The 13,141-nt window shown below is 71.6% G+C and carries 11 protein-coding genes; 6 read left to right on the top strand and 5 right to left on the bottom strand.

Going from position 1 to position 13,141, the window contains the following annotated elements:
• The first annotated feature begins 111 nt into the window (after positions 1 to 111).
• The 3 genes from ACWEOH_RS09255 to ACWEOH_RS09245 all read left to right on the top strand — a co-directional run bounded on the left by ACWEOH_RS09255 (position 112) and on the right by ACWEOH_RS09245 (position 3,659).
• A complete protein-coding gene (locus ACWEOH_RS09255) occupies positions 112 to 1,152 on the top strand; it encodes a hypothetical protein (protein WP_452030251.1) in 1,041 nt (346 codons plus the stop codon).
• Between the two features lie 94 nt (positions 1,153 to 1,246).
• Complete coding sequence (locus ACWEOH_RS09250; RefSeq protein ID WP_452030249.1) at positions 1,247 to 2,443, top strand: chaplin family protein; 1,197 nt, start codon at positions 1,247 to 1,249, stop codon at positions 2,441 to 2,443.
• A gap of 136 nt (positions 2,444 to 2,579) precedes the next feature.
• On the top strand, positions 2,580 to 3,659 hold the full coding sequence (locus ACWEOH_RS09245; protein ID WP_452030247.1) for a threonine aldolase family protein: 1,080 nt from the start codon (positions 2,580 to 2,582) through the stop codon (positions 3,657 to 3,659).
• Between the two features lie 84 nt (positions 3,660 to 3,743).
• On the opposite strand, the gene ACWEOH_RS09240 is transcribed toward ACWEOH_RS09245, so the two are convergent.
• Positions 3,744 to 4,280 (bottom strand): flavodoxin domain-containing protein, encoded by a 537-nt coding sequence (locus tag ACWEOH_RS09240; RefSeq protein ID WP_452030245.1) that lies wholly within the window; start codon positions 4,278 to 4,280, stop codon positions 3,744 to 3,746.
• A 254-nt stretch (positions 4,281 to 4,534) separates the two neighbouring features.
• On the opposite strand from ACWEOH_RS09240, the gene ACWEOH_RS09235 reads away from it, so the two are divergent.
• A complete protein-coding gene (locus ACWEOH_RS09235) occupies positions 4,535 to 5,128 on the top strand; it encodes a nitroreductase family protein (protein WP_452030243.1) in 594 nt (197 codons plus the stop codon).
• A gap of 252 nt (positions 5,129 to 5,380) precedes the next feature.
• On the opposite strand, the gene ACWEOH_RS09230 is transcribed toward ACWEOH_RS09235, so the two are convergent.
• On the bottom strand, positions 5,381 to 5,854 hold the full coding sequence (locus ACWEOH_RS09230; RefSeq protein ID WP_452030241.1) for a heme-degrading domain-containing protein: 474 nt from the start codon (positions 5,852 to 5,854) through the stop codon (positions 5,381 to 5,383).
• The gene (locus ACWEOH_RS09225; protein ID WP_452030239.1) at positions 5,851 to 6,900 is read right to left on the bottom strand and encodes a zinc-dependent alcohol dehydrogenase family protein; all 1,050 of its coding nucleotides are present in this window, start codon (positions 6,898 to 6,900) and stop codon (positions 5,851 to 5,853) included. Before ACWEOH_RS09225 ends, ACWEOH_RS09230 begins: the two co-directional genes overlap by 4 nt.
• A 167-nt stretch (positions 6,901 to 7,067) precedes the next feature.
• On the opposite strand from ACWEOH_RS09225, the gene ACWEOH_RS09220 reads away from it, so the two are divergent.
• A complete protein-coding gene (locus ACWEOH_RS09220) occupies positions 7,068 to 7,661 on the top strand; it encodes a hypothetical protein (protein ID WP_452030237.1) in 594 nt (197 codons plus the stop codon).
• A gap of 67 nt (positions 7,662 to 7,728) precedes the next feature.
• Here ACWEOH_RS09220 and ACWEOH_RS09215 read toward each other — a convergent pair whose 3' ends face one another.
• A complete protein-coding gene (locus tag ACWEOH_RS09215) occupies positions 7,729 to 9,285 on the bottom strand; it encodes a carboxylesterase/lipase family protein (RefSeq protein ID WP_452030235.1) in 1,557 nt (518 codons plus the stop codon).
• Between the two features lie 101 nt (positions 9,286 to 9,386).
• Between ACWEOH_RS09215 and ACWEOH_RS09210 the strand changes: the two genes are divergently transcribed.
• Positions 9,387 to 10,679: an MFS transporter gene (locus ACWEOH_RS09210; protein WP_452030233.1), complete on the top strand. Its 1,293-nt coding sequence runs from the start codon at positions 9,387 to 9,389 to the stop codon at positions 10,677 to 10,679.
• Positions 10,680 to 10,735: 56 nt separating this feature from the next.
• Here the strand turns inward: ACWEOH_RS09210 and ACWEOH_RS09205 are convergent, their stop codons facing one another.
• Positions 10,736 to 12,970 carry an ATP-dependent Clp protease ATP-binding subunit gene (locus ACWEOH_RS09205; RefSeq protein WP_452030231.1) on the bottom strand — a complete coding sequence of 745 codons (2,235 nt, stop codon included), beginning with the start codon at positions 12,968 to 12,970 and terminating at the stop codon, positions 10,736 to 10,738.
• Positions 12,971 to 13,141 lie beyond the last annotated feature (171 nt).

The following is a 13,141-nucleotide window of genomic DNA, read 5'->3' as shown; positions in this document are numbered from 1 at the left end:
CACAGGCCCCGGTGCATGCCGGACACGAAACACGAGGAATCCTTCCGCGAGAATGGGTGGACCTGCACATGCCGCGGCAAGTACGGTCGGGAACAGGCAAGGGGAGGGCCAATGGCGACAGCGGATGCCGCACGGCAGGTGCCGTGGGTCCGATACGCCCTCCTCGCCGCGGCCTTCGCCACGCTGTGGCTCGCGATCAGCCTCTTCACGACGTCGACGAGCGCCTCGGCCGACGAGCAGGAGCCGAGCGGACTCCTCGGGGCGGTGGGCTCCGTCGTAGGCGGCGCCACCGAGGTCACCGGCACGGCCGGCGACACGCTCGGCGAAATGGTCGACACCGTCGCGGCGCCGGTCGGCGAAGTGCTGCAGCCGGTCGTCGCGGCGGCTCCCGAGCCGGTCGCCGAGGCGGTCCCCGCGGTCGTCGAGACGGCGACGGATGCCGCGAACGGCACGGCCTCGGGCGCGAACACGGTCATCGGCACCGTCGTGAACGGGCTCACGGGAACCGTCTCCGACGTGGCGGGTGGCGGCGCCGTCGGCGCCGTCACGGAACCCGTGACCGGACTGCTCGACGGCACGGTCGGCTCCGTGCCGGTCGTGGGGGATCTGCTCGGCGACGACGCGATCGGCGGCGTGGTCGCCCCGGTCGCCGGCCTCGTCGACGGCACGCTCGAGGCCGTCGTCGGCTCGGCGGGCGAGCTTCCCACCGACGGCAGCGGCATCCTCCCGCAGCTTCCCGCGATCCCGCTGTTCCCGGGCGTCGGCGGATCGCCGGGCACAGGAGGGCCCGGCCTTCCAGGGCTCCAGGGTGACGGCTCGAGCGCGGTTGCGACCGCACCGTCGGGATCCGGGCTTCCGGCGGGCACGACACGCTCGTCCCCGGCATCCGTCACTGCCACGGCTGCGCCTGGCACGATCACGCCCTCCGGCGACGGACTGCCGCCCGGTGGCGGCGACCTCCCCGCCTCGCCCGCCGGCAACGGCGGCGGCTCGGGCGCGGCAGGTGCCGGCGGTGCCGGCGGGGCATCCGGAGCTTCCGACGCGGCATTCGCCGCGTTCGGCCTCGACGCGCTCGCGTCGCTGGTGCTGAACTCGGTCGACGACGAACTCCCGTCGTCGCCGGTGTACGACACCGACACCACCCCTGACTGATCGGGGTCTGCTCCACCTGCCGCCCGGCGGGTGGAGACGATCATCGCTCCCTGCCCGGGAGCGACATACCGAATCCAGTCAGGAGGACTGAACCATGAAGCGATTGGCCTTGAGGGCGCTGTACGCGACCCTCTTCGCCGGGGGGCTCACGCTCCTCGGAGCCGGCGTGGCGCATGCGTCCGAAACGGGCGGCGACGACGGCATCCTCTCCGGAACCCAGCTCGGGATCTCGATCGAGGCCCCGGTCACGGTGAGCGGCAACGCGATCTCCGTCATCGGGGACTCGCACTCGTCGGATGCCACGACCCTGGTCGCCACGGGTGGCGGATCCGAGCCCGTCGCCGTCACCTCGGGTGACGACGGCATCGGCTCGGGCTCGCAGGCCCTGGTCGACGTCTCGGCGCCGGTGACGATCGCGGGCAACGCGATCTCGGTGATCGGCGACAGCTCGTCGAGCGACGCCTCCACGGCGGTCGTGACGTCGGAGCCGGGTGCTGCGGATGCGGCATCCGCTGCGGATGCGGCATCCGAGAGCGGGTCGGCGACGACGAGCGGCGAGGACTCGATCCTCGGCGGCACGCAGGCGCTCATCGACCTGTCGGCGCCGATCACCGTCAGCGGCAACGCGATCTCGGTGATCGGAGACTCGATGTCGAAGGACGCCGAGACCTGGGTCGCTACCGGCGGCTCCGGCGACGGCACCGGCCACGGCGGCGACGCGTGGACCTCGGGCGAGCACTCGATCCTCGGCGGCACGCAGCTGCTCGCGGACCTCGACCTCCCGGTCACGGTCGCCGGCAACGCCGTCTCTGTGATCGGCGACTCGACGTCGCGCGACGCGACGACGGTGGTCACGACGGGAACCGGGGGCGGTTCCGCGACGACGGACGGATCCGATGGGCTGCTCGGGGGAACACAGCTCATCCCGGACCTGTCCCTGCCCATCACGATCGGCGGCAACGCGATCTCGGTCATCGGGGACAGCGAGACGGACGGGGCGACGACCGTCGTCGGCCCGCCCGTTCACCCCGTCGACCCGGTCGACCCCGTTGACCCGACGGATCCGACCGACCCGACCGATCCCTCGTACCCGTCGAACCAGACGGGCCCGGGCGGATCAGACGGCTCGGACGGGTCGGCGGTGGCGTCGGCGCACGGGACGAGGGTGATCCCGGCCGCCGCGACGCTCGCCTCCACGGGCGCGAACGCCGACCTCGCGGGTCTGGCCGTGCTGGTGCTCATCGCCGGCGCGGGCCTGCTCCTCACGAGGCGGTTCCCGCTCCACCGGTGATCGGATGAGGGGCCCGGCGCCGCCCTGCCGGCGCCGGGTCCCTCCCCCGTCCCATCACGGCTTCCCGGCCGCCCTGCGCGCGGTCGCGGCATCCGCTCGGTTCGGCGGTCGAGGGGCCGGATGGCAGGATGGTCCGGTGACCGACCAGCTCCACGACCCCGGCTTCCGCGGCTTCGCCTCCGACAACTACTCCGGCGTGCACCCCGAGGTGCTCGACGCGATCGCCGCCGCGAACGGCGGCCACCAGATCGCCTACGGCGAGGATCAGTACACCGAGCGCCTGCAGGCGGTGTTCGCGGGCCACTTCGGCGAGGGCGTCGAGGTGTTCCCCGTGTTCAACGGCACGGGCGCCAACGTGACGGGCCTGCAGTCGATGCTGCCGCGCTGGGGCGCGGTCGTCTCCGCGTCGACGGCGCACATCAACTCCGACGAGGGCGGCGCCCCCGAGCGGGTCGGCGGCATGAAGCTCCTCACCGTGCCCACGCCCGACGGCAAGCTCACGCCCGAGCTCATCGACCGCGAGGCGTGGGGCTGGGGCGACGAGCACCGCGCGCAGCCGCTCGTCGCGTCGATCACGCAGACCACCGAGCTCGGCACGGCCTATACCGCCGAGGAGATCCGGGCGATCGCCGATCACGTGCACGAGCGCGGCATGCGCCTGCACCTCGACGGTGCCCGGCTCTCGAACGCCGCCGCATCGCTCGGCCTGCCGCTCCGCGCCTTCACGCGCGACGCCGGTGTCGACCTGCTGAGCTTCGGCGGCACCAAGAACGGCGCGCTCGGCGCCGAGGCCATCGTGGTGCTGAACCCCGAGGCATCCGAGGGCCTGAAGTACCTGCGCAAGCTCAACATGCAGCTGGCCTCGAAGATGCGCTTCGTCTCGGCGCAGCTCGTCGCGCTGCTCGAGGGCGACCTGTGGATCCGCAGCGCGTCGCACGCGAACGCGATGGCCCGGCGCCTGCGCGACGCGCTCGACGCCGGCATCGCCTCGGGCGACCTGCCGGGTCTCGGCTTCACGCAGGAGACCCAGTCGAACGGCGTGTTCGCCACCCTTCCGGCGGGTGTCGCCGGCCGGCTGCGCGACCGCGGCTTCAAGTTCTACGACTGGGACGCGTCGCGCAACGAGGTGCGATGGATGTGCTCGTTCGACACGAGCGAGGCCGACATCGACGACTTCGTGGCGGGCATCCGCGACGAGCTGCACGCCGCGGGCTGAGTCGACACGGCCTGAGCCGACACGGTCAGCGGGCGGGGCAGCCAGCCTGCCCGTCGGACCGTCGCGGGGCGGGCCGCCCGGCCGTCAGACCGTGGCAGCCCGCGCGCCCAGCTCGTCGGCGATACCGTTCGCCCAGACCTCGATCGCATCCCACTCGCGATAGTCGCCCTCGGGAAGGATGTCGCGGATGGCGGGCATCCATGCGATGATCCGGTCGCCGCCGCGCACCTTGTCGCGGTCGAATGCACCCCGGAACACCTGCGTGCCACGCGGGTGGATGAGATCTTCGTACTGCGCGAACTGCTTGGGCTCCGCACCCTTCAGCACGTCATGGCCGTCCTTGTCGACCGTCTCCGTCCCCGGACCACTGCTGAACAGCCATGTCGCGTGGGCGGCGAGCTCGTCCGCATTCCGCTCGACGAGCTTCCTCGCGTCCTTGCGCCAGTTGAACTCGTACACCGCAGACCCGATCACGTAGGCGTCATACCCCGATGCATCGTGCAGGTCCTCGCAGCGCTTCAGGTCCACCTCGAGCCCGCGGCCCGCGAGCACCTGGGCGATCCGTTCGGCGATCCCCTTCGTCGCGCCGTACTTGCTCGCGTAGGCGACCAGCACCCTCATCGCTCCGACCCCGTTCCCGGCCGACCCTGCGTCCGTAGTCGAACGCTACGCGCCGTCCGAGCCGGCGGGCCGGGTCGAAGGTCCCGCGCGCGGTGCGGTTCCGAAGTTCCGAAGTTCCGGAGTTCCGAAGTTCCGAGGTTCCGGCCGACCACGCCGCATGGCGGCATCCGGAATATCTCCAGCTTCCATGCGTTGGAATGGATTGGGTCGACGGCGCCCCGGCAACCGCTCCATCGCACGAAAGCTGATCGCTCATGGCCCTCGTCACCGACCTCACCTCCCGGAAGGCCGACACCACCGCGCCGCTCATCCACCCGCTCGTCGAGCGTTGGAGCCCGCGCGCCTACGACCCCACGGCCGAGGTCTCGACCGACGTCCTCCGCACCATCCTCGAGGCCGCCCGCTGGGCGCCGTCGGCGAACAACACGCAGCCGTGGCGCTTCATCGTCGCCCGCCGCGGCAGCGACGCCTTCACCACCGTGCACGACGCGCTCATGGGCTTCAACCAGGCCTGGGCCGACTCCGCCGCGGTGCTCATCGTGAACATCGCCGAGACCGCCGACGCCGAGGGCAAGCCCCGCCCCTGGGCACGTTACGACCTCGGCCAGGCCGTCGCCCACCTCACCGTGCAGGCGCAGCACGAGGGCCTGCACACCCACCAGATGGGCGGCTTCGACGGCGCCCGCATCGGGCAGGCCTTCGGCCTGGCCGACCACCTCGAGGTCGTCTCGATCACCGCGATCGGCGTGCTCGGCGACGTCGACGCGCTCCCCGAGCCCCTGCGCGAGCGCGAGGTCGCTCCGCGCATGCGCAAGCCGCTCGACGAGCTCGTCGTCGCGGGCGAGTAGCCCACCCCGCGGCGCCCGACGGCGTCGAGCGAACAGGAGCGGATGCCGCACCCCACCCGGTGCGGCATCCGCTCGTTTCGTTGCTGCAGTCACGATCACCGGCGCGCCCCATGCCGCGCCTGTCACGGGATGCAGGAAGGACTCGCCGACACGCCGGGTCCGGATGGGCCGCCACCGGCGTGTCGGCGAGTTCTTCCTGCACCTGCAAGCGGGGTCGCGCACGGACGGCCCGTTCGACCGAGCCGACGTCGCTCAGCTCGCGCGCCGCTGCAAGAGGAACGCGCGCAGGTGCTCGACGACGAGGTCGTGGTCGTCCTGCTGCGGCAGGCCCGAGACGCCGACCGCGCCGATGACGATGCCGCCCTCGAGGCGGATCGGCACGACGCCGCCATGTGCGGCGTACTCCCGCGGGTCGAGTCGCGCGTGCGTGTCGAAGTCCTCGCCGTTCGCAAGGAACGCCTCGCCGACGAGCAGCGACGCCTGCCCGAACCGCTCGACGACGCGGTGCTTGCGGTCGAGCCAGCCGTCGTTGTCGGCGCTGGCGCCGGGCAGCGCCGCGTGGAACACGCGCTGCGGCCCGAGCCAGATCGCGATGGCGACCGGGAGTCCGCGCTCGGCGGCGGTCGTGCGGAGTCGCACGCCGAGCTCCCACGCGTCATCGAGCGTGAAGGTCGCGAAGCGCAGCTCGGCGTCCTCGGCCACGAGTCGGTCCTGGAGCTCGCTCATGGCCGCAGCAGCACCTTCACCGCGCGGCGCTCGTCCATGGCGGCGTACGCCTCGGCGGCATCGCGGAGCGGGAGCTCGAGGTCGAACACCTTGCCCGGCTGGATCGCGCCCGACAGCACGTCGGGCAGCAGCTCGTCGATGTAGCCGCGCACGGGCGCCACGCCCCCGCGCACGCCCACGTTCGTGTCGAACATCCGCCGCAGCGGCAGCTCGGGGCCGCCGTTCGGCACCCCGACGAACCCGACCATGCCGCCGGGTCGCGCCGAGCGCAGCGCCTGGTCCATCGACTCCTTGGTGCCCACGCACTCGAGCACGCGGTCGGCGCCGATGCCGTGCGTGAGCTCCCGGACCGCGGTGATGCCGACGTCGCCCCGCTCGGCCACGATGTGCGTCGCCCCGAACTCGCGGGCGAGCGCCTGGCGATCGGGATGCCGCGACATCGCGATGATCGTCGTCGCCCCGAGCCGTCGTGCGGCGATGATCGCGCAGAGCCCCACGGCCCCGTCGCCGACCACCGCGACGGAGTCGCCCGGACCGACCCCGGCGGAGACCGCCGCGTGGTGGCCGGTGCCCATGACGTCCGAGAGCGTGAGCAGGCCCGGCACCTGGTCGTCGGTGATCTCCTCGCGCACGGGCACGAGCGTGCCGTCGGCGAGCGGCACGCGGATCCGCTCGCCCTGGCCGCCGTCGGCGAAGCCGCCGAGGCGGTCGTCGCTCCCCCACCATCCACCGTGCAGGCACGACGTCGAGAACCCGTTGCGGCAGTTGATGCAGGTGTTGTCGCACACGTAGAACGGCGCGATCACGAAGTCGCCGACCCGGATGCGGTCGACGCGGTCGCCGACAGCCTCGACGACGCCGACGAACTCGTGCCCGATGCGGTGCGGCTCGCGGGTGGGCGTGACGCCCCGGTACGGCCAGAGGTCGGAGCCGCACACGCACGAGGCGACGACCTTCACGATCGCGTCGCCGCCGGTCGAGAGCACCGGGTCGGGCACGGTCTCGACGCGGATGTCGCGGGGTGCATGGATGAGGGTGGCGAGCATGATCCGAGCCTACGCGGGCGGCACTCGCGGAAGCACGCCGGAACGCAGCCCCGCCGTGAGGGGCAGCCTCCCCCTGAATGAGGGATTCTCATGTATTACCGCGCCGGAGTAGCGTCCGAGGTGTACGCCCGCCACCCGGGCGGACGTCCGATCGAGCGGGAGCCCCCATGAATCGCTCGTCCATCGCCGCGGGAGTCGCCGCGGCATCCGCCCTGTTCCTCGTCCTGACGGCGACGCCGGCGTCCGCAGCACGACCGGTGATCGATCACTGGAGCGAGCACAGCGAGCACATCGAGCAGGTCGAGCACACGGATCCACCCTGGTGCCCCGATGTGCCCTTCGACGTGCTCTACGTCGAGGACGCGAGCGGCACGTTCCGCTTCGGCCAGCACGGCGACGGCAACTACTACGGTGCGAGCTCGATCAGGTCCACCGGATCGTGGACCAACGTCGAGAACGGGATGTCGTTCAGCTTCGTCCGACACGGCAGCGACAAGGACGTGCACGTGACCGACAACGGCGACGGCACGATCACGATCGACGTCGCGGGCATGGGCGTCACGAAGTACTACGACGACTCCGGCGACCTGCTGTTCGTGGACTCCGGGCGCGGGTCGGGGCAGCTCACCCTCGACATCAACGGCACGCCCGAGAACCCCGACGACGACGTGTTCGTGGACTTCATCCCGGGCGACCAGCACGGCCGCACGGACACGATGAACCGCGACTTCTGCGCCGACATCCTCGAGTTCATCGGCTGAGCCCGGCTGCGCGGCATCCGCCTCGTGAGATGGGCGGATGCCGCGTCACTGCGCCGGGCGCCGCGGCTCACACGTGCGGCACGAACGCCTGCCACGCGAGCCGCTTCGAGCGGCGCGGATCCGACTCGACCCGGTCGACGCGGTCGAACACGAGCGTGCGCCGGGCGGCCTCGTCGTAGCGGGGCCACGTGGGGTCGGGTGCACCGGATGCCGCGAACGCCGTCCAGTGCCGCTGCATCCGCCGCCCGACCTCGCGGAACATGCGGCGACCGCCGAGCAGCGTGAGCCCGGCTCCGGTCCAGGTGTCGAACTTCTCGAACAGCGCGAAGAGGTCGAGGCCATGCGTCGCGTCGAGGCCGATGAGCCGCGCGATGCGCGGTGCGGCGTCGAAGCGGTAGAAGTACACCGGGGCGTGGCGCGAGTGCCGCTCGCCCACCTTCACGGTCGGGAACCAGAACGTGATGTCACCGCCGAAGTCGGCCGCCGGCCGCGGATCGGGCAGCCCGGGGTACTGCCGCTTGATCGCCTTGCGCGCCTTCTTGCGCGTGTTGGCGAAGATCGCGCGGATGCGCGGCTTCGTCGTGGGCAGGATGCCGATGCGGCCCTGGAACAGCGAACCCTCCCGGTCGTTCGTGCCGATGATGAGCGGGATCCGGTGGGCGCGGCCGTCGCGGAACGCGTCGAGCGGGCGCTCGGGGAGGAACTCCCCGTCGATGACGGGCGCGAGGCTGAGCGTGCCGGGCCGCTCGTCGGGCGTCCGCAGGGAGAGCGCCGTCGTCGCCTCTGCGAGCAGCGTCGCGTCGGCCGTGCGGAGCAGGAGCGCCGCGTCCTCGGTCGAGTCGGCGAGGTCGCCGCGACCCGCCATGCCGCCGAGCATCCGCACGTACTCGTCGGAGACGCGGGCGGCGACGGCGGCCGCGTACACGGCGGCGGCCGGCGCGCTCTGCGCGATCGCCCGGGCGAAGAGCCCCTCCGCCGCCGGAACGGTCATCAGCGTCGTCACCGAGTTCCCGCCCGACGACTCGCCGAACAGGGTGACCTTCCCGGGGTCGCCGCCGAACGCCGCGATGTTGCGGCGCACCCATTCGAGCGCGAGCACCTGGTCGCGCAGGCCGAGGTTGCACTCGAGCGGATGCCGCGCCGACCCGTACCGGCGGAAATCGAGCCACCCGAGTGCGCCGAGCCGGTAGTTGAGGCTCACGTAGACGACGCCGTGCCGTCGCACGAGCAGCTCGCCCTGCCGCGGATACTCGCCCGACGACCCCACGCTGTACGCGCCGCCGTGGATGAACACCATGACCGGGCGGCCCTCCACGGGATCGTCGGGCGCGATCACGTTGAGGCTGAGGCAGTCCTCGCTGCGCGGCAGGCCCGGGTGCGCGCCGATGAACTGCCCGCGACGGTTCTGCGGCGCCACGGGTCCGAACTCGATCGCGTCGCGTACGCCGTCCCAACCCGGTGCGGATCGCGGCGCGCGGAAGCGATGCTCACCGGCCGTCGAGGCGCCGTACGGGATGCCACGCCAGCTGCGCACCCCGCCGCGGCGGACCCCGCGCACCGCGCCCGCATCGGTCTCGACCAGTCGCGGCTCCGCCCCCGTCGCGCGCCCGAGCAACTCCGGCATGCTCCGAGCCTAGGTCGTGGCAGCGCGCTCGGGAATGGGCGGATCCGCGCGAGGCCATGGCCGATGTGCGCGATGTCGGCGGCGTCCGCCAAGATGTTGCAGTGATCGGCATCAGGACGTTCTGGAACGCACTCCCCACCGAGGGCCGCTGGCTGCTGTCGACGGTCGCGATCCAGACGCTCGGTCGCGGGCTCACGCTGCCGTTCACGATCATCTACCTGCACGAGGTGCGCGGCTTCGAGCTCGACCTCGCCGGCGCACTGATGAGCCTCATCGCGATCACCGGGCTCATCGTGACCGGCCCCGGCGGCTCCCTCATCGACCGTTACGGCGCCAAGGCGGTGCTGCTCGTGGGGCTGACCGCGATGATCGCCGGGTGCACGCTGCTCGCCTTCGCGACCCACCCCGGGGTCGCCGCCGTCGCGCTCGTGCTCATCGGCGTGAACTTCGGCGTCTCCTGGCCCGGGTTCAACGCGCTCATCGCATCGGTCGTCGACGGCGACCTGCGCCAGCAGTACTTCGGCGTCAACTTCGCGCTCGTGAACCTGGGCATCGGCGTGGGCGGCATCATCGGCGGGTTCTACGTCGACGTGAGCTCGCCCGAGACATTCACCGTGATCTTCCTCGTCGACGCGGCCACGAGCCTCATCCCGATGGCGCTGCTGCTCGGGCCGCTCCGCCACGTCCGCACGCAGCACGAGCCCGCCGACGACGCCCCGACGTCGGGCGGCTATCGCGAGATCATCCGGCAGCCCGCGGTCCTGTGGCTCAGCCTGCTCACCTTCATCGCGATGTTCATCGGCTACGGACAGATGGAGGCGGGCTTCCCGGCCTATGCGCGCCAGGTCGCCGAGGTGTCGACGCGCACGGTCGGACTCGCGTTCGCGGTCAACACGGCCGTCATCGTGCTGCTCCAGTTCACGGTGCTGAAGCGCATCAGCGGCCGCCGCCGCACGCGGGTGATGCTCGTGATGGCCGCCGTCTGGGCGGTGTCCTGGCTCATCCTGGGCGGGGCCGGCCTGTTGCCCGACACCCTGGCCGCGGCGATCGGCGTGCTCGCGTTCATGGGCGTCTTCGCGTTCGGCGAGACGCTGCTGCAACCCACCGTGCCGGCCGTCTACAACGACCTCGCCTCCGACCACAACCGCGGTCGCTACAACGCCATCAACTCGGCGGCATTCCAGGCCGGCGCGATCACCGGTCCGATCGCCGCCGGGATCCTCCTCGACCAGGGCCTCGACATCGCGTACATCGCCGTCATGGTGATCGGCTGCCTCGTCATCGGCGTGCTCGCGATCGCGCTCGAACGCCGCATCCCGGCGAGCGCGAACGGCGTGACCGAGCCGGTCGAGGTGCCGCAGGCGCCGCAAGCGCCGCCGGTGCCGCCGAGCTGACCGGGCCGCGGCATCCGTTCACGTGAAATCGGATGCCGCGGCGCGGCCGCGCGCCGCTACTCGATGATCTCCGCGTCGACGATGTCGTCGTCGGGCTCGCCGCCGCCCGCCGCGACGGGCACCTCGGCACGCGACACCGTGAGCGTCTCGCCGTCGGGCGCCAGCGCGACGAGCACCGAGTCGCCATCGCGGATCTCGCCCGCGAGCAGCGCCCGTGCGAGCCGATCGTCGATCTCCTTCTGCATGAGCCGGCGCAGCGGACGCGCGCCGTAGAGCGGGTCGTAGCCGCGCTCGGCGAGCCATGCCCGGGCGTCGGGCGTCACGCCGAGCTCGAGCCGCCGCTCGTGCAGGCGGGCCGACAGCCGGTCGATGTAGAGGTTCACGATCTCGCCGAGCTCCTGCTCGCTGAGCGCCGAGAACACGACGATGTCGTCGAGGCGGTTCACGAACTCGGGCTTGAAGGCCTGACGGACGGTCTGCAGCACCGCCTCCTCCTTCTCGGGCCACGAGAGGCCGGGGTCGATGAGGTACTGCGAGCCGAGGTTCGACGTGAGGATGAGGATCACGTTGCGGAAGTCGACCGTGCGGCCCTGCCCGTCGGTGAGGCGTCCGTCGTCGAGCACCTGCAGGAGCACGTCGAACACCTCGGGGTGCGCCTTCTCGACCTCGTCGAGCAGGATCACCGAGTACGGCCGACGCCGCACGGCCTCGGTGAGCTGGCCGCCCTGCTCGTAGCCGACGTACCCGGGGGGCGCGCCGACGAGCCGCGAGACCGAGAACTTCTCGCCGTACTCCGACATGTCGATGCGCACCATGGCGTGCTCGTCGTCGAACAGGAATTCGGCGAGCGCCTTCGCCAGCTCGGTCTTGCCGACGCCGGTCGGGCCGAGGAACAGGAACGAGCCGGTCGGCCGGTTGGGGTCGCTGAGGCCCGCGCGCGACCGGCGCACCGCGTCGGCGACCGCCGCCACGGCGGGCTTCTGGCCGATGAGCCGCTTGCCGAGCTCGGACTCGAGGTGCAGCAGCTTCTCGGTCTCGCCCTGCATGAGCTTGCCGACGGGGATGCCCGTCCAGGCCGAGATGACCGCGGCGATGTCCTCCTCGGTCACCTGCTCGTTCACCATGCGGGGCTCGCCGCCGGCATCGCCGGAGGCATCCGCCTGCTCGGCCGCGTCGAGGTCGCGCTGCAGGTTCGCGATCGTCTCGTACTCGAGCTTCGACGCCTTGGGGTAGTCACCCTCGCGCAGCGCCAGGTCGCGCTGCGTGATCGCCTCGTCGAGCTTCTTCTTCAGCTCACCCACCCGATTGAGGCCCTGCCGCTCGCGCGCCCAGCGGGCCTCGAGCTCGGCGAGGTGCCGCTCCTTGTCGACGAGGGTCTCGCGCAGCTTGGCGAGGCGCTCCTTCGAGGCGTCGTCCTTCTCCTTCTTGAGGGCGAGCTCCTCGAGCTTCATGCGGTCGACCTCGCGCTTCAGCTGGTCGATCTCGACCGGCGACGAGTCGATCTCCATCTTCAGGCGCGACATCGCCTCGTCGATGAGGTCGATGGCCTTGTCGGGCAGCTGGCGGGCCGTGATGTAGCGGTTCGAGAGGGATGCCGCAGCGACGAGCGCGGCATCCGTGATCGTGACGCCGTGGTGCGCCTCGTACCGGCCCTTGAGCCCGCGGAGGATCGCGACGGTGTCCTCGACGCTCGGCTCGCCGACGTAGACCTGCTGGAAGCGGCGCTCGAGCGCGGCATCCTTCTCGATGTACTCGCGGTACTCGTCGAGCGTGGTCGCGCCGATGAGGTGCAGCTCACCGCGCGCGAGCATGGGCTTCAGCATGTTGGAGGCCGCGACCGACCCCTCGCCGCCGCCCGCGCCCATGAGCAGGTGCAGCTCGTCGACGAACGTGATGACGCGACCCTCGGACTCGTCGATCTCCTTCAGCACGGCCTTCAGCCGCTCCTCGAACTGGCCGCGGTACATGGCGCCCGCGACGAGCGCCGAGATGTCGAGCGCAACGAGCTGCTTGTCCTTCAGCGACTCGGCGACGTCGCCCTCGACGATGCGCTGCGCCAGCCCCTCGACGACGGCGGTCTTGCCGACGCCGGGCTCGCCGATGAGCACGGGGTTGTTCTTCGTGCGCCGCGTGAGCACCTGGCTGACCCGGCGGATCTCGCTGTCGCGACCGATCACCGGATCGAGCTTGCCCTGCTTGGCAAGGTCGGTGAGGTTCACGCCGTACTGTTCGAGCGCCGACTGCTGCTCCTCCTGGGAGTTCGGCGCACCCTGCATGTTGGCCACGGGCATCCCTTCTTCAAACTTGAGTCTACCGAACTCAACTTTGCGAGGTGGAGCGTTGTTCCGATCAGCTGTGCCGGAATTCCCCCGCCGTTCACGCTAGACCGATGGCCGAACCGGCGCCACCGTCGCGGACGGCCCGCGCGCGGCGAGCGGGTGCCCTCGGCCGCCCCGCCGCAC

Source organism: Agromyces sp. NPDC004153 (assembly GCF_053603635.1).
The sequence above is the reverse complement of the archived record's forward strand: the minus strand, read 5'-3'. Positions and strand labels throughout refer to the sequence as shown.